The sequence below is a fragment of the Streptomyces sp. NPDC093795 genome (genome assembly GCF_044764665.1).
GTDB lineage: Bacteria > Actinomycetota > Actinomycetes > Streptomycetales > Streptomycetaceae > Streptomyces.
Genome location: NZ_JBIWIO010000006.1, coordinates 187,439 through 201,961, shown reverse-complemented (window position 1 = coordinate 201,961; position 14,523 = coordinate 187,439). Strand labels below are relative to the sequence as shown.

At 72.3% G+C, this 14,523-nt stretch carries 15 protein-coding genes; 9 read left to right on the top strand and 6 right to left on the bottom strand.

Annotated elements, in window-relative coordinates:
• Window positions 1–3 precede the first annotated feature (3 nt).
• Window positions 4–1,206: a cytochrome P450 gene (locus ACIRB7_RS18315; RefSeq protein ID WP_403599303.1), complete on the top strand. Its 1,203-nt coding sequence runs from the start codon at window positions 4–6 to the stop codon at window positions 1,204–1,206.
• 21 nt (window positions 1,207–1,227) lie between these two features.
• Here the strand turns inward: ACIRB7_RS18315 and ACIRB7_RS18310 are convergent, their stop codons facing one another.
• Both ACIRB7_RS18310 and ACIRB7_RS18305 read right to left on the bottom strand, forming a co-directional pair.
• Window positions 1,228–2,610, bottom strand: coding sequence for a hypothetical protein (locus ACIRB7_RS18310; protein ID WP_403599300.1), 1,383 nt, complete (start codon window positions 2,608–2,610; stop codon window positions 1,228–1,230).
• A gap of 252 nt (window positions 2,611–2,862) precedes the next feature.
• Window positions 2,863–3,660, bottom strand: coding sequence for a diacylglycerol kinase (locus ACIRB7_RS18305; RefSeq protein WP_403599297.1), 798 nt, complete (start codon window positions 3,658–3,660; stop codon window positions 2,863–2,865).
• A 142-nt stretch (window positions 3,661–3,802) separates the two neighbouring features.
• Here ACIRB7_RS18305 and ACIRB7_RS18300 point away from each other — a divergent pair, with 142 nt between their 5' ends.
• From ACIRB7_RS18300 to ACIRB7_RS18290, 3 genes are all read left to right on the top strand, one after another.
• Entirely contained in the window at window positions 3,803–5,086 is a 1,284-nt protein-coding gene (locus ACIRB7_RS18300; RefSeq protein WP_351210520.1) for an adenylosuccinate synthase, read from the top strand.
• 251 nt (window positions 5,087–5,337) lie between these two features.
• Complete coding sequence (locus tag ACIRB7_RS18295) at window positions 5,338–5,889, top strand: DUF6232 family protein (protein ID WP_403599294.1); 552 nt, start codon at window positions 5,338–5,340, stop codon at window positions 5,887–5,889.
• The gene (locus tag ACIRB7_RS18290; protein ID WP_403599291.1) at window positions 5,886–6,236 is read left to right on the top strand and encodes a hypothetical protein; all 351 of its coding nucleotides are present in this window, start codon (window positions 5,886–5,888) and stop codon (window positions 6,234–6,236) included. The genes ACIRB7_RS18295 and ACIRB7_RS18290 overlap by 4 nt, the downstream gene beginning before the upstream one ends.
• A gap of 23 nt (window positions 6,237–6,259) precedes the next feature.
• On the opposite strand, the gene ACIRB7_RS18285 is transcribed toward ACIRB7_RS18290, so the two are convergent.
• Together ACIRB7_RS18285 and ACIRB7_RS18280 are read right to left on the bottom strand one after the other, a co-directional pair.
• Complete coding sequence (locus ACIRB7_RS18285; RefSeq protein WP_403599288.1) at window positions 6,260–8,197, bottom strand: serine/threonine-protein kinase; 1,938 nt, start codon at window positions 8,195–8,197, stop codon at window positions 6,260–6,262.
• Between the two features lie 26 nt (window positions 8,198–8,223).
• Window positions 8,224–9,762, bottom strand: coding sequence for a PstS family phosphate ABC transporter substrate-binding protein (locus ACIRB7_RS18280; RefSeq protein ID WP_403599285.1), 1,539 nt, complete (start codon window positions 9,760–9,762; stop codon window positions 8,224–8,226).
• Window positions 9,763–9,919: 157 nt separating this feature from the next.
• Between ACIRB7_RS18280 and ACIRB7_RS18275 the strand changes: the two genes are divergently transcribed.
• The 5 genes from ACIRB7_RS18275 (at window position 9,920) to ACIRB7_RS18255 (ending at window position 13,433) form a co-directional block, all read left to right on the top strand.
• Window positions 9,920–10,861, top strand: a complete 942-nt coding sequence (locus ACIRB7_RS18275) for an NADP-dependent oxidoreductase (protein ID WP_403599283.1) — start codon at window positions 9,920–9,922, stop codon at window positions 10,859–10,861.
• A gap of 202 nt (window positions 10,862–11,063) precedes the next feature.
• Window positions 11,064–11,948: a glycoside hydrolase family 19 protein gene (locus tag ACIRB7_RS18270; protein WP_403599280.1), complete on the top strand. Its 885-nt coding sequence runs from the start codon at window positions 11,064–11,066 to the stop codon at window positions 11,946–11,948.
• 168 nt (window positions 11,949–12,116) lie between these two features.
• Entirely contained in the window at window positions 12,117–12,410 is a 294-nt protein-coding gene (locus ACIRB7_RS18265; protein ID WP_403599277.1) for a CopG family transcriptional regulator, read from the top strand.
• Window positions 12,407–12,850 (top strand): PIN domain-containing protein, encoded by a 444-nt coding sequence (locus tag ACIRB7_RS18260; protein WP_403599274.1) that lies wholly within the window; start codon window positions 12,407–12,409, stop codon window positions 12,848–12,850. The genes ACIRB7_RS18265 and ACIRB7_RS18260 overlap by 4 nt, the downstream gene beginning before the upstream one ends.
• Window positions 12,851–12,920: 70 nt before the next feature.
• Entirely contained in the window at window positions 12,921–13,433 is a 513-nt protein-coding gene (locus tag ACIRB7_RS18255; protein WP_403599271.1) for a VOC family protein, read from the top strand.
• Here ACIRB7_RS18255 and ACIRB7_RS18250 read toward each other — a convergent pair.
• Both ACIRB7_RS18250 and ACIRB7_RS18245 read right to left on the bottom strand, forming a co-directional pair.
• On the bottom strand, window positions 13,363–13,869 hold the full coding sequence (locus ACIRB7_RS18250) for a MarR family winged helix-turn-helix transcriptional regulator (RefSeq protein ID WP_403599268.1): 507 nt from the start codon (window positions 13,867–13,869) through the stop codon (window positions 13,363–13,365). The genes ACIRB7_RS18255 and ACIRB7_RS18250 overlap by 71 nt on opposite strands.
• Window positions 13,866–14,471, bottom strand: a complete 606-nt coding sequence (locus tag ACIRB7_RS18245; RefSeq protein WP_403599265.1) for a DJ-1/PfpI family protein — start codon at window positions 14,469–14,471, stop codon at window positions 13,866–13,868. The genes ACIRB7_RS18250 and ACIRB7_RS18245 overlap by 4 nt, the downstream gene beginning before the upstream one ends.
• Window positions 14,472–14,523: the final 52 nt, after the last annotated feature.

Genomic DNA, 14,523 nt, shown 5'->3' with positions numbered 1-14,523 from the left:
TTCATGGACGCCACCGAGGCCGCCGCCGCCTTCGACCCCTGGTCCGCCGATTTCGTCGCCGATCCGTACCCCGCGTACGCCCGGCTCCGTGCCACGGGCCGGGCGCACTGGTTCGCCCCCACCCGCCAGTGGCTGATCCCGCACCACGAGGACGTGTCGGCGCTCCTGCGGGACCGGCGGCTCGGGCGTACGTACACCCACCGCTTCACCCACGAGCAGTTCGGGCAGGAGCCGCCGGCGGCCGCGCACGAGCCGTTCCACACGCTCAACGACCACGGACTCCTCGATCTGGAGGCGGCCGACCACACCCGGATCCGGCGGCTCGTGTCGAAGGCGTTCACGCCGAGGACGGTGGAGAACCTGGCGCCGACGGTACGGCGGCTCGCCGCCGGTCTCGTCGGGGACCTGGTCGCGGCGGGCGGCGGCGATCTGCTCGCCTCGGTCGCCGAGCCCCTCCCCGTGGCGGTGATCGCCGAGATGCTCGGAGTGCCGGAGGACGACGAGGAGCGGGGGCGGCTGCGGCCCTGGTCGGCGGCGATCTGCGGGATGTTCGAGCTGAATCCGTCGGAGGAGGCGGCCAGGCGGGCGGTCGGGGCCTCGATCGAGTTCTCGGACTACCTGCGGGAGTTGATCGCGCGGCGGCGCCGGGAGCCGGGGGACGATCTGATCTCGTCCCTGATCGCGGTGGAGGAGCTGACCGAACAGGAGATGATCTCCACCTGTGTGCTCCTCCTGAACGCGGGCCACGAGGCGACGGTGAACACCACGGTCAACGGCTGGTGGACGCTCCTGAAAGAGGGCGTCCGTCCGGATCCCGAAAAGTTGTCCACAGCTGTGGACGAACTTCTGCGTTACGACACCCCGCTCCAGATGTTCGAGCGCTGGGTCCTCGACGACATCGAGCTCGACGGCGTGACGATCCCGCGCGGCTCCGAGGTCGCCCTGCTCTTCGGCTCCGCCAACCGCGACCCGGCCCGCTTCGGTCCCACCGCCGACACCCTCGACCTCACCCGCGCCGACAACCCGCACGTCACCTTCGGCGCCGGGATCCACTACTGCCTGGGCGCCCCGCTCGCCCGCCTCGAACTGACCGCTGTCTTCGGCGAGTTGCTGAGGCAGGCGCCGGGGATGAGGCTCGCGGCCGAACCGGTGTGGAAGCCGGGGTACGTGATCCGGGGCTTCGAGGAGCTGCGGGTGGAGGTGTGAGGGAGGCGCCCGCAAGGCGGCTCAGGGCACCCAGATCTCCTCCTGACGGACCCGGGGGCTCAGAGGCGGGGCGAGCCGGGCGAGCAGCGCGGTGCTCTCGGCCCCGCCCGTCGGCCGGTACGGCTCCGCCGGCCACAGCGCGCGTCCCTCGAACCACGGCACGACGACCGGCAGGCCGTCGGCGGAGTGATCGCGCCAACCGCGCAGCTCGACGGTGCCGGTGGGCTCCGGCGGCAGCCCGAGCCACGGGTGCTTCCGCGTGCCGGGGGACAGCAGCACGAGCAGCCCCTCCGGCAGGGCGTCCGGCCCGCCGTGGGCGTGGAAGAGGACCAGGACGGGCGCCCCGCCGCGCGGATCGTGGAGCAGCACGTACCGCCGGGGGGCGGGTACGGGGGAGCGCGCCGCCCGGGCCATCACCCGGACCGCGGGGAGGCCGGCGGTCAGCATCCGGTGGCCGGAGTGGACGAGCGCCACGAGGGCCAGGATCGCCGCGACGTACAGGTGCATCAGGGTGCCGCCCTCCGGCCGGACGAGCGCGGCCGCGCCCATGGCGACGCAGCCGGCCAGCGTGACGATCACCTGGCCGATCCCGGCGGTCCGCCGCAGGCTCCGCACCCGCCACCACGGCACCTCGCGGGCGTCCGCCTCCGGGCGCCGGACCCGGGTCTGCGGAACGGCCTGCCGCTCGGCGTGCGCCGCGAGCCGCGCGTACGTCGGGGCGCTGCCGGTGTCGGACCGCCGCTTGACCGGACTCACGCGCGGGGCGGGGACCGGGACCGGCTCCGGCACCGGTGTCGGCGTGACCGGCACCGGCGGCACGACCCTCGGCACCTGTCCCAGCGGCTGGGCGAGGGCCGCGCGGTCGAGGATCCCCGACCGTTCGGCCTGCTCCACGATCCGGTGCCGTGCCCGTCGGTGCCGTACCGGCCTGGCCCAGATCAGCGCCCCGCCGCCGGGCGGTGCGAGCACCCCTCCCCGGGCCGGGTCCCCGCACCACCACATCACCCCGTCGGGCCCCGGCCGCAGCAGCTCGTACCGCTGCCGCATCGCCACCGCCTCCAGCGGCCACAGCCCGTCCCCGTCCAGGGACCGCAGGACGACGGCCTCGGTGGTCCGCATGCTCCGTACCGACACCGCCGCGTGGGCCGACCAGCCCCCGGAGCCGAGGGCGCGCCGCATCCGCCGCGCCAGGGCCCAGGCCCCGGCGCCGGTACCGGACGCGAGCACGCCCAGGACGACGAGCGCGCCGATCAGGTCGCCCGTCCACGTCTCTCCCGGCGCCACGAGCGCGACTCCGGCGGCGAGGGCGAACAGGAGGCCACCGGTCACCATCACGTCGCCCGCTCGCCGCCCGTACCGGCGCAGCGCCTCCGCCGTCTCCGGCAGATCCAGCGCACGTGCCATCACGACCCCCCGCCCCGTTACGAAACCCCACCTGCCCCGCCCGCGACGGTAGACCCCAGCGGGGGCGGGCACCAGGCGGATGCGGGGGGGGCAGGGCGTCCCGGGCCCAGGGCGTCCCGGGCCAGGGCCAGCCGGGACCAGGATCAGCTCCGCAGCGAGGCCGGCCCCGCAGCGAGGCCGGCCCCGGGCAAGGCCGGCCCCGGGCAGGGCCAGCCCCGGCCCAGCCCCCGGACAAGGCCCCCCGCCGCCCGATCAACCCCGCGGCAGAACCAACCCCCACGCCCCCGCCCGCACCGTCCACGTCCGGCGGCGGACCGGGCCCGTCAGGCGGCCGTCCGCGCGGTAGCGGAAGGCCGGGCCCGAGACCGTGAGGATGTCGGCGGTGGTGTGCCGGGGCGGGGCGGACACGGGGTGGACGGTCACCTCGGCCGCCCCGGCGACCGAGCGGACCGTCAGGCTCTCCAGCGGGGTGTCCATGTCCGTGAGCAGCACCCCGTCCGCCTCCACCCGCAGCCGGTGGGTGCGGGTGGCGAGGGCCGCGGGGGCGGGGCGGACCAGGGTGCGGACCAGGGAGCGGCAGGTGCCCCAGACGGACGGGGCCGCCGAGGACAGGGCCGCGGTGGCGGGCACCTGGAGGTCGCCGAGGACGACCCCGTCACTGTCGTCGACCAGCAGGTCCAGGCGCCGCTCCGCCCCGCCGAGGACCGCCCGGGCCGCCGCCGGGACGGAGTGCGGCACGCCGAGGGCGTGGGCGACTTCCAGGGCGTCGGGAGGACCGATCGGGACGACGGAGATCACGGCCCCGGCGAGCTCCCGATCCCGGTGGAGCAGCGCCACCGTACGCAGCAGCGCGCGGTCGTCCCCGAGCACCACGGGGCGCCGCGAACCGCGCCTGGCCAGGGCTCGGGAGAATTCCTCCGGAGTGTCCGGCAGGCAGATCTTCGCTTCCGCGCCGGCGGACAGGACATCTTTCGCGATCCGTACGGACTCGCCGTCACTTCGGCGGGCGACCGGGTCGACAATGACCAGCAGCTGGTCGTGATCCGACACCTCGGTCCTTCCTCGGGTAGCATCTTTGTGCAAGAGCCCCTTGCGCTATTGCGCCAGGGGCTTCGTCTATTCCGGGGCACACCGGTGAGGCGGCGTATGCCCCTGACCTTGGACATGCCCCACCCGGAAGGGGTGTACGCCTGTGCCCGCACTTGTGCTGCTCGGTGCTCAGTGGGGTGACGAGGGCAAGGGAAAGGCCACCGATCTCCTCGGTGGATCCGTTGACTATGTAGTGCGCTACCAGGGCGGCAACAACGCCGGCCACACCGTCGTCGTGGGCGACCAGAAGTACGCGCTGCATCTTCTCCCTTCCGGAATCCTCTCGCCGGGGTGTACCCCGGTGATCGGAAACGGTGTCGTCGTCGACCCGGCGGTCCTGCTCTCCGAGCTGAGCGGACTGAACGACCGCGGCGTCGACACGTCGAAGCTCCTGATCAGCGGCAACGCTCATTTGATCACCCCGTACAACGTCACCCTCGACAAGGTGACGGAACGGTTCCTCGGCAAGCGCAAGATCGGCACCACGGGCCGTGGCATCGGCCCGACGTACGCCGACAAGATCAACCGCGTCGGCATCCGGGTCCAGGACCTGTACGACGAGTCGATCCTCGTCCAGAAGGTCGAGGCGGCGCTCGAGGGCAAGAACCAGCTGCTCGCCAAGCTGTACAACCGCCGCGCGATCGACGCCGCGCAGATCGTCGAGGAGATGCTCCAGTACGCGGAGCAGATCAAGCCGTTCGTCGCGGACACCACCCTGATCCTCAACAACGCGCTCGACGAGGACAAGGTCGTCCTGTTCGAGGGCGGCCAGGGAACGCTCCTGGACGTCGACCACGGCACGTACCCCTTCGTCACCTCCTCGAACCCGACCGCGGGCGGTGCCTGCACCGGCGCCGGCGTGGGCCCGACGAAGATCAGCCGGGTCATCGGCATCCTCAAGGCGTACACGACCCGTGTCGGCGCCGGCCCGTTCCCGACGGAGCTGTTCGACGAGGACGGCGAGGCGCTGCGCCGCATCGGCGGCGAGCGGGGTGTCACCACCGGCCGTGACCGTCGCTGCGGCTGGTTCGACGCGGTCATCGCGCGGTACGCGACCCGGGTCAACGGCCTGACCGACTTCTTCCTCACCAAGCTCGACGTGCTGACGGGCTGGGAGCAGATCCCGGTCTGTGTCGCGTACGAGATCGACGGCAAGCGCGTCGAGGAGCTGCCGTACTCGCAGACCGACTTCCACCACGCGAAGCCGATCTACGAGATGCTGCCGGGCTGGTCCGAGGACATCACGAAGGCGAAGACGTTCGCGGACCTGCCGAAGAACGCGCAGGCGTACGTGAAGGCGCTGGAGGAGATGTCGGGCGCGCCGATCTCCGCGATCGGCGTCGGCCCCGGCCGCACCGAGACGATCGAGATCAACTCGTTCCTGTAAGCGGTACGAGAGAAGGGCCCGCACCCCGGCGAACCGGGGGGCGGGCCCTTCGCCGTGTCCGTCAGTCGTCTTGAACTCGCCTTGTGGGCAAGAGGTGTTGGGCGCCTAATGGATCCCCACTGCGCAGGCTCCACGCGCGCGTTGCTCCATCACGGGGGGAAACCATGGGAACGCCAGGTACGCCAGGACCACCGCCCACACCGCCCACGCCGCCACCGCCCTCCCGCCCGCCCCAGGGCGGGTTCGGCACGATGCAGAGACTTCCGCTGGTCATCAGCAAGAGGGTGCTCTGGGTGAACGGGGCGGCCTATCCGCTGGAGAACATCGTCCGCGTCTACACCTTCGTCCTCCGGCCCCGCCGGGCCGAGGCCGTCCTCACGTTCGTGAAACGTGCCGGGCTCACGCTGCTCGCGGCTCTCGGCATCGGCTTCTTCGCCTTCCTGGCCGATGCCTTCGGCCGAGGGGACGAGCCGGGCGGCTTCCTGAGCTTCCTGTACGAGTTCTCCTTCCTGGCTGTCGCCGGTGCCCTGATCTGGTTCGTGGTCGACATGCTGACCGTGCTCACCGCCTCCTCGCACGACGTGCTGGCGATCGAGACGAACGGCCGGTCGACCGCGATGGTCTCCGGTGAACGCGGCTACCTGAACAGCCTCGTCGAGAAGATCGCGGCCACGATCGACGAACCGGACGCGGAACTCACGGTCACGGTGGGCGCGCTCACGATCAGCAGCCCCAGCAACTACTACTTCGGGGATTCCGTGAACATCTACGGCGGCAGTGGCAACACAGGGGTGGCGAAGTGACGACCGGGGACCACTACCACGGCGACGTGGTGCACATGAACCAGCCCACGAACAGCGTCGGCATCGACAAACGGCAGATGACCGCGGCGCCCACGCCCGCGGCCGCCGCCGACCTGGAGCGCGCCGTCCGCCAGCTGCTGCCGCTCCTCCAGGAGCTGCGGGAGCAACTGCCGCCGCTCGCGGCGCGGACCGTCGAGGCCGCGGAGGGGGAGCTCGACGGCTCCGCCGGCCCCGAGGCCCGGCGGACCGCCCTGGAGCGGGTCGGCGGCATCGCCGAGACGGCGGGCACGGTCGGCGCGCCCGCGCTCGCCGTGATCCTCCAGATCCTGGCGCTGCTCGGCGGCTGAGGCGCTTCCGGGCCGGACGCCTCTCAGGACGAGCGGTAGTACTCGTTCGGTTCGCCGTCGAGCATCGGGTAGATCAGGAGCCGGTCCTTGCCCTTCAGTCTGTCGACGACCAGGTAGCGGGAGAGGCCCTCCTGGCATTCGCGGTCCCAGGCGGTGGTGTCCCGCGTGGACGGGCCGATGACCAGCATGTTGCCGACGCCCGCGAGGACGGACGTGGTCCCGCAGGACCAGTCCTCCGTGGTGGTCACGCCGTCGATGGTGCGCGGATACCCGTCGATGACGCTGACCACCGGGGCGCCGACCGGGCCCTGGGTGATCGTCACCTCCGAGGTGTAGCGGTCGTCGTTCTCGCCGTAGATCTCGGGGGCGGGGATGCGCGACCAGTGCCCGAGGAAGCGGGCGGGCACCACCTCGGTGCCGGTGGGGGCCTTGCGGAAGGTGGACTTCGCGGCGCCCGAGGTCCATTCCAGGACGTCGGGCGAGCGCAGGGTGAGGGTCTGGTGCGCGGCGGGGGTGCAGCGCTGCGCGGGCACGCTGGTCGTCACGTCGGACTCGCCGAGGACGACCTTGTCCTCGTCGGCCGAGACGAGCCGGGAGCGGCCCATGCACAGCTCGTTCTCCCTGACCTGGACGTAGACGGCGTTCTTGGCGCCGGCCGCGCCCTGGGCGATCTCGATCCTGGTGGTCTCCCTCGGATGGTCGGGGGAGCCCTGGAGGACGCCCTCCCAGGCGCCGAGGAAGGCGCCCGGGACGATCCCGGCGGGCCGGGCGGAGATGCTGCCCGTGTCGCCCTTCCCCTTGTTCTTCTGCTCGTCGCCGCCGGTGCCCGGGTCGGGCCAGAAGGTGTACGTGACGGTGGCGGCGGCCGCGACCGCGAGGGCCGCGAGGCCGGCGATCAGGGCCGTACGGCGGGGGCGGCGGCCGGGAGACGGGGCCTGGGGCGCGGTGGAGCCCCTGGGGTCCCTGGAGCCCCCGGAGCCGCTCGACCCCGTCGACGGCAGGGGAGTGGACGGCGTCGGGTCCCCGACGGCGACGACGGGAACGGCGCCCCCCGTCCCCGTCTCCGCCGCCGTCTCCGCCTCGAGCAACCGCGCCGCGTGCCGCCCCAGCCGCGCGAGCACGTCCGCCGGCAGCCACGGGTCCGGCACCGGCAGCGTCTCCGCGATCTCGGCGGCCGACGGGCGGGCCGCCGCGTCCTTCGCGAGGCAGGCCCGGATCAGACCGGACAGCTCGGGCGCGAGATCCGTCAGGTCGGGCTCGTCGTGGGCGATGCGGAACATGGTGGCGTGGACGCCGCTGTCCGCCGTACCGAACGGGGAGCGGCCGGTCGCCGCGTACGCGAGGACCGAGCCGAGACAGAAGATGTCCGAGGCCGGGGTGAGGTGCTCGCCGCGCACCTGCTCCGGCGACATGAAGCCGGGCGAGCCGACGACCGCGCCCGTGGTGGTGAGGTTGCCGCCGTCGGCGACCGTGTCGACGGCCCGGGCGATGCCGAAGTCGATGATCCGGGGCCCGTCGACGGTGAGCAGCACGTTCGACGGCTTGAGGTCGCGGTGGACGAGCCCGGCGGTGTGGATGTGGACGAGGGCGCGGGCGAGCCCGCCGGCCAGGGCCTTCACGGTCGCGGGCGGCAGCGGCCCGTACTCGTCGCCGACCACGACCCGCAGCGAAGGCCCCGGTACGTAGCCGATGGCGACCCACGGCGACCCGGCGGCGGTGTCCGAGCCGAGTACGGGCGCCGTGCCCGTCCCGCCGACCCGCTCCAGGGCGGCGACCTCGCGGGCGAACCGGCGCCGGAACTCGTCCTGGGCGGCCAGCTCGGCGTGCACCACCTTCACGGCGACCGTCCGCCCCCCGGCCGAACGCGCCAGGAACACCCGGCCCATCCCGCCGACCCCGAGGCGGCCGAGCAGACGGAACGGGCCGATGCTGACCGGGTCTTCCGCGTTCAATGGCTCCACGTCGAAAGAGGATGCCAGACCCGGCGTCAGCCGTCTCCGCAGATCCGCAGCCCCTTCGGGGTGGCGCAGGGCAGGTGGCCGTGGGTGCGGATGACGTCCTGGCCGCCGCCCCGGCTCAGATAGGTGAGGAAGCTGGAGGTCAGCGAGTCGGCCGGGGGGTCGCCCCAGGTGTAGGCGTACTCGATCTCCCGGTACGGGTAGGTCGACTCGCCGATCTCGTCGAGGACGGCCGTGCGCCCGTCGACGGCCACCCGGTGCAGGCCCTTCAGGCCGCTGCCGGCGCGGAGTTCGGTGTAGCCGATGGCCCCGGGCAGCCGGGCGACGGTCGACAGGACCTGTTCGGTGGAGTCGAGTTCGCAGCGGATGACCTTCGCCTCGGGGTCGTCGAGGTTCTCGCAGTCGCGGGAGGAGTTGGCCGGTTCGTTACGGCCGAGGACCCGGCGCTGGAAGACCTCGCGCGTACCGGAGTTGGCGTCGCGGCTGACGAGCAGGACGGGCTGGTCGACGCTGGGGACGAGCTCGTTCCAGTTGGTGATGTCGCCCCGGTAGAGACGGCGGATCTGGTCCAGGGTGAGGTCGTCGACGGGTATCCCGTCGTTGAGGACGAGGGTGAAGAGGGAGACGGCGACCATGCTCTCGCGCAGCTGCGGGTAGCCGCCGGGCTTGCGCCCGTCGGAGAGCGCGATGACGGCGGGGGAGCCCTTGGGCGTCTTCGCCCCGGCGTCGGCCAGCTTCCGGATCCCGGAGGTCGAGCCGTGCGCGTCGACGATCACCGTCGAGCCCTCGCAGTCCTTCTCGTACGCCGTGGCGACCTTGCGCAGGGCGGGCGCGAAGGCCGTCGAGCCGGTGACGGTGAGCGTGCCCTCGGCGCAGCCGATCGGCGGCGGGGTCCGCTCGCGGACGATGATCGTGGCCAGGACGATCACGCAGGCGGTGAGGATGATCGTGACGTTGCGGGCCGTGGGGCTGAACCTGGCCGCCTTCTCGTCGGGGGTGGTGCTCCTGTTGCGCCAGATCGAGCCGCCCTGGAGGGTGCCCTCGATCTTGATGTCCTTGTCGGCGACCCGGCCGGAGAGCTGCACGAGCAGCTTGTAGTACTGCCCGCGTTCCAGGGCCACCTTGGGGACGAGGACCGCGCTGCCGTTCCGGCCCAGCTTGGGGTCGCGCTCCAGGTCGTCCCGGATCGACACCCCGCCGGCCGGGACGGTCGCGACGACACCCTCGACGTCCCGCCGGCCGAAGGTGATCCTCAGCCCGTGGGGCTGGGCGGAGGGCCCGTAGTCGTCGAGGCTGATGTCGAGGTCCCGGTCGTTCTCGATGCGGAGGAGGACGAGCGTGGACTCGTTGGCGGGCGGGGCGATCCCCACCACCTGGCCCTCCCGCACCGTCATGACCTCGCCGTCCCGGTTCTCCTCCCGGTGGAGCGGGGTGTTGAGCTGCACGCGGTAGCCGAGCCGCTTGCGCGGCGGCGAGATCCGGTCGATCCAGACGACCGCGACCGAGACGAGGACACCGAGGAGCGCCGTCCCCAGGGCGATGACGTTCTCGGCGGTTATCCACTCCATGGCCGGGACGGTACGGACGTCTGTACGAACGCGGGGGTGGCGTAGCGGGCGGTCACCTGGACTTCTCCGTTCGTTCAGGTGGCCGGACAGGGGTTGCCGGGGGTGGGGAGCGTGGGTGTAATGGCGACGAGGGGGCCTTCCGTCTGAGGAGTACCCCATGCGTGTCGTCGAAGTGACCGCCTACGGCGGACCCGAGGTCCTCAGGATGGCCCGCCGGCCCGAGCCGGAGGCCGGGGACGTCCCCGGGCGGGTACGGGTGCGCCTGAAGGCGGCGGGTGTGAACCAGGCGGATCTGCGGATCCGCGCCGGTCTGTACGCGAACGCGGTCGGCGACCTCAGGCCCCCCTTCGTCATCGGTACGGACTTCGCGGGCAGGCTGCTCGATCCCGTGCCCGGGATGGCGGAGGGCACCCGCGTGGCCGGTTACATCCCCTGGTACGAGGAGCTGACGGGCGAGGGCACGTACGCGGAGGTCGTACGGGTCGCCCCCGAGTGGCTGGCCCCGATCCCGGACGACGTGGAGTTCACCGTGGCCGCGTCCGTTCCGCTGGCCTCGGCGACCGCGCTGGAGGGCCTCGACCGGCTCAGGCTCCAGCCGGGCGCGACGCTGCTCGTGACCGGTGCGAGCGCGGTGGTGGGCCGGCTCGCGGTGCAGTACGCCCATGCGGCGGGGCTGCGCGTGGTGGCCGTCGCCCACGAGGGCGACGAGCAGGAGCTGCGGGTCCTCGGCGCGGACCACGTCGTCACGCGTGGCACACCGGAGGAGGTTGTCGCGCGGGTGATCGAGGGCGACCCGTACCGGGTGGACGGGGTCTTCGACGGGGCGCTCGTGGGCGAGGGGCTCCTCCCGGTCCTGAAGGACGGCGGCGTCTTCGTGGCGATCGCCCCCGACCGGGTGCCGACCGGAGAGCGGAACATCCGCGTGGAGGCGGTCCGCGCACGGCCGGACGCGGCGCGGCTCAAGGAGACCCTGGAGAAGGTGGAGGCCCGGGAGCTGATCACCCGGGTGGCGGACGTCATGCCGTTGGAGGAGGTCGCGGAGGCGCACCGCAGGGCGGAGGCGGGGCACCGGCCGGGCCGGATCGTGCTGCTGATCTGACCTCTCCCCTCTGAAGAGGGAGCCGCGCGTGGTCGTCGGAGGACGACCCGCGCGGCTCACCCATGCCGTGCCCTGTTCCGCCCTGCCCTGCCCCGCCCGGCCTCCGCCCTGTCACAAGTCCTGGTCTAGACCTTGACAGGTTCAGACCAATCACGCTTCGCTGTGCTTCCCACCCGGCCCCCCCACCCGGAAGGAAGCACGCATGCTGCGTAAGTTGGTCACCCTGTTGGCCGCGCTCTGTACGGCCGTCGGGCTCGCCGTACTCCTCCCCACCGCCTCGGCGGGCGCCGCCCCCGCCTGCGTGGGCGCCTGGAACTCCGGCAGCGTCTACACCGGCGGCATGACCGCCTCGTACAACGGCCACAACTGGTACGCGAAGTGGTGGACGCAGAACGAGCGCCCCGGCAGCTCGGACGTCTGGCGCGACGAGGGCACCTGCGGCGGCGGTACGACCCCGCCGCCCACCACCGGATTCGTGGTCTCCGAGGCCCAGTTCAACCAGATGTTCCCGAACCGGAACCCGTTCTACACGTACGCGGGCCTCACCGCGGCCCTCAAGTCGTACCCCGCCTTCGCCACCACCGGCGGCGAGACGGTCAAGCGCCAGGAGGCCGCGGCCTTCCTCGCGAACGTCTCCCACGAGACCGGCGGCCTCGTCCACATCGTGGAGCAGAACACCGCCAACTACCCGCACTACTGCGACCGCAACCAGTCCTACGGCTGCCCCGCGGGACAGGCCGCCTACTACGGCCGCGGCCCCATCCAGCTCTCCTGGAACTTCAACTACAAGGCCGCCGGTGACGCCCTCGGCATCGACCTGCTCAACAACCCGTACCGGGTCGAGCGCGAGCCGGCCGTCGCCATGATGACGGGCCTCTGGTACTGGAACACCCAGAACGGCCCCGGCACCATGACCGCCCACAACGCCATGGTCAACGGCGCCGGCTTCGGCCACACCATCCGCGCGATCAACGGCACCCTGGAGTGCAACGGGGCGAACCCGGCCCAGGTCCAGAGCCGGGTCACCAAGTACCAGCAGTTCACCCAGATCCTGGGCGTCCCGACCGGGGCGAACCTGTACTGCTGATCAGTCCTGCCGGCGCTGACGGGCCACACCTGGCCGCCGACGTGGCGCTGCCCGCCGACCGGACCCGACAGGTTCGTCCATCCGCCTCTCCTGCGGAGCGCGGTGCCGGAGCTGCCTGGCCGGTCGGTCGAACATACATCAACCTGGTACATGGAGTACTGTTGGTACATGTCCATGAAGCGCACGAACGTGTACGCCGATCCCGAAGATCTCGCGATCATCAAGGAGGCCGCCAAGCGGCGCGGGGTGAGCGAGGCGGAGATCATCCGGCAGGGGATCCACCTCGCGGCCATGGCCAATCGCCGCTGGGACGAGCCCTTGTTCTCGCGTACGTTCGAGGGCCGTGGGCGGACGCCGGGCAAGACGGAGGTCCGTGCGGTCGTGGCCGACTCCGTCCGACGCGAGAGCGATGTCGAAGAGACAGGCGAACCGCGCGCCACGGGGACGGGCACGGCGGCGTGATCATCGTCGTGGCCGACACCTCGGGGCTGCTGGCCGCCCTGGACTCCACTCACCCCGAGTGTGCGGCGGCCGGCGAGGCCATCCAGGCCGCCGGGCTGCTCGTCATGTCCCCGCTCCTCCTGACCGAGCTCGATCATGTGGCCACACGTGAGCTCGGCCGCGGGGCCGCGATGAGCGCGATGGACGACATCCTGCTCTGGATGCGTCGCGGACGGGTCTCCGTGCCGGAGGTGACCGAGGACCAGCTGAGTGTCGCCCAGGCGGTCCGCCGCCGATACGAGGCGCTCGATCTCGACCTTGCCGACGCCGTCAGCGTGGCCCTGGCGGCCGAGTACGACACGGACGCGATCCTCACGGTCGACCGGCGCGACTTCCGTGCCGTGCGTCCGCTCGGCAGGCACAAGGCGTTCCGGTTGCTGCCCGACGACCTTCCGCTCTGAACAGCACGGCCCGTCCGAATCCCAGGCATCGAGGTCACGAACTGACCTATACGCGACCTAGGTTCGCCCCATGAGCGACAACGAAGCGGTCAAGGCCGTCCCGGACGGCTACACCACCGTCACGCCCTGGGTCATCGGACACGACACGGCAGGGCTCATCGACTATCTGGAGCGGGCGTTCGGCGCCGAGGAGCTGGGTCGGTTCGTCATGGAGGACGGCACGATCGGGCACGCGGAACTGCGGATCGGCACCGGACACATCATGGCCTTCGACAGCCCGCCGGGCTGGGAGCCGACGCCCGCCTTCGTACGGCTGTACGTGGAGGACGCGGAGGCCGCGCACCGGCGGGCGGTCGAGGCGGGCGGCACCTCGGTGACCGAGGTGACGCACCTGTTCTTCGGCGACAAGGTCGGCCGGGTCCGCGACCCGTACGGGAACCTGTGGTGGGTCCAGACCCACATCGAGGACGTCGACGAGGAGGAGGCGGCCCGCCGGCTCACCGACCCGGAGTTCACCCGCGCGATGGAGTACGTGACGGGGGCGCTGCGGAAGGGCCCTGCGGGTCCCGCCCGCTCGCGCTGATCGCCTCCAGGGCCGTCGAGAGGCGGTCCAGGACCCGTACGGTCTCGTCGAAGGCCTCCTGGCCGCCCAGCTCCCGCTGGAGCAGGGCGGCCAGCTCCGCGTGGCCGGGATCGATGCGCTCGACCGCCGCCCGGCCCGCCTCCGTCGGGGCGAGGAGCTTGGCGCGGCGGTGGGCCGGGTTCTGCTCGTACGCCGCCAGGCCCTCCCGTACCAGCAGGTCCGCGATCCGCTGGACGCTCTGGCGGGTGATGCCCATGACGCGGGCGATCCCGGCGACCGGCAGGGGCTCCGGGAGTACGGCTCCGAGGACCTGCCACCAGGCGGCGGTCAGGCCCGCCGGTTCGGCCAGTTTCTCCGAGACGGCGAGGAACTGGCCGTTGAGCCGGAAGACGCCGAGGGCCGTGCGGGACAGGGCGTCCTGCTGCTCGCGGCTCACGCGTTCAGCTCCTCGAAGGCCGCCGGGTCCGAGTCGTGGAAGAGGCGGAACCAGGCGTCCCGCTTGCCCTCGTAGGCGCCGAGCCGGGCGAAGATCTCGCGGGCGAACGCGACCGGCTCCGTCGGACCCGCCGTGATCAGGTCGCCGTCCCGCACCGCGTCCGCGTCGACGTAGTGCTCGCCGCCCTTGTAGCCGGTGGCGGCCAGGTAGAAGGAGACCGCGCTGGTGTGCGGGCGGTCGTCGAGCAGGCCCTCCTTGGCCAGTCCCGCCGTGGCCCCGCAGATCGCGGCGACCGGGACCCCGGCGCCGAGGAAGGCGCGGGCCGTGGCGGTGAACGGGGCGAGTTCGTCGCCCTCGTCGTACTTCTCGGCGCCCGGGAGGATCAGCAGCGCGCTGTCCTCGGGGCGGAGGTCGGCGAGCGCGAGGTCGGGGACGATCCGGATGCCGGCGATGGTCGTGACGGGCTCTCCGGCGACCGGGCCGACGGTCCTGATCGTGTAGCCGGCGCGGGCGAGCCAGGCCGTGGCGTGGCCGGTCTCCCAGTCGGCGAGGGTGTCGTAGACGGCGAGGTGGACGGTCTTGGTCTCAGTCTCGGTTGCCATGACAGAAGACTGTCATGGTGACAGCAAGCTGTCAATGTCGGGAGTGGGTGGA

Excerpts from the sequence above, each read along its gene's own strand:
- ACIRB7_RS18315 (WP_403599303.1), top strand. The coding sequence starts at position 4 with ATGGACGCCACCGAGGCCGCCGCCGCCTTCGACCCCTGGTCCGCCGAT.
- ACIRB7_RS18310 (WP_403599300.1), bottom strand. The coding sequence starts at position 2,610 with ATGGCACGTGCGCTGGATCTGCCGGAGACGGCGGAGGCGCTGCGCCGG.
- ACIRB7_RS18295 (WP_403599294.1), top strand. The coding sequence starts at position 5,338 with ATGCAGAGACTTCCGCTGGTCATCAGCAAGAGGGTGCTCTGGGTGAAC.
- ACIRB7_RS18280 (WP_403599285.1), bottom strand. The coding sequence starts at position 9,762 with ATGGAGTGGATAACCGCCGAGAACGTCATCGCCCTGGGGACGGCGCTC.
- ACIRB7_RS18275 (WP_403599283.1), top strand. The coding sequence starts at position 9,920 with ATGCGTGTCGTCGAAGTGACCGCCTACGGCGGACCCGAGGTCCTCAGG.
- ACIRB7_RS18270 (WP_403599280.1), top strand. The coding sequence starts at position 11,064 with ATGCTGCGTAAGTTGGTCACCCTGTTGGCCGCGCTCTGTACGGCCGTC.
- ACIRB7_RS18265 (WP_403599277.1), top strand. The coding sequence starts at position 12,117 with ATGTCCATGAAGCGCACGAACGTGTACGCCGATCCCGAAGATCTCGCG.
- ACIRB7_RS18255 (WP_403599271.1), top strand. The coding sequence starts at position 12,921 with ATGAGCGACAACGAAGCGGTCAAGGCCGTCCCGGACGGCTACACCACC.
- ACIRB7_RS18245 (WP_403599265.1), bottom strand. The coding sequence starts at position 14,471 with ATGGCAACCGAGACTGAGACCAAGACCGTCCACCTCGCCGTCTACGAC.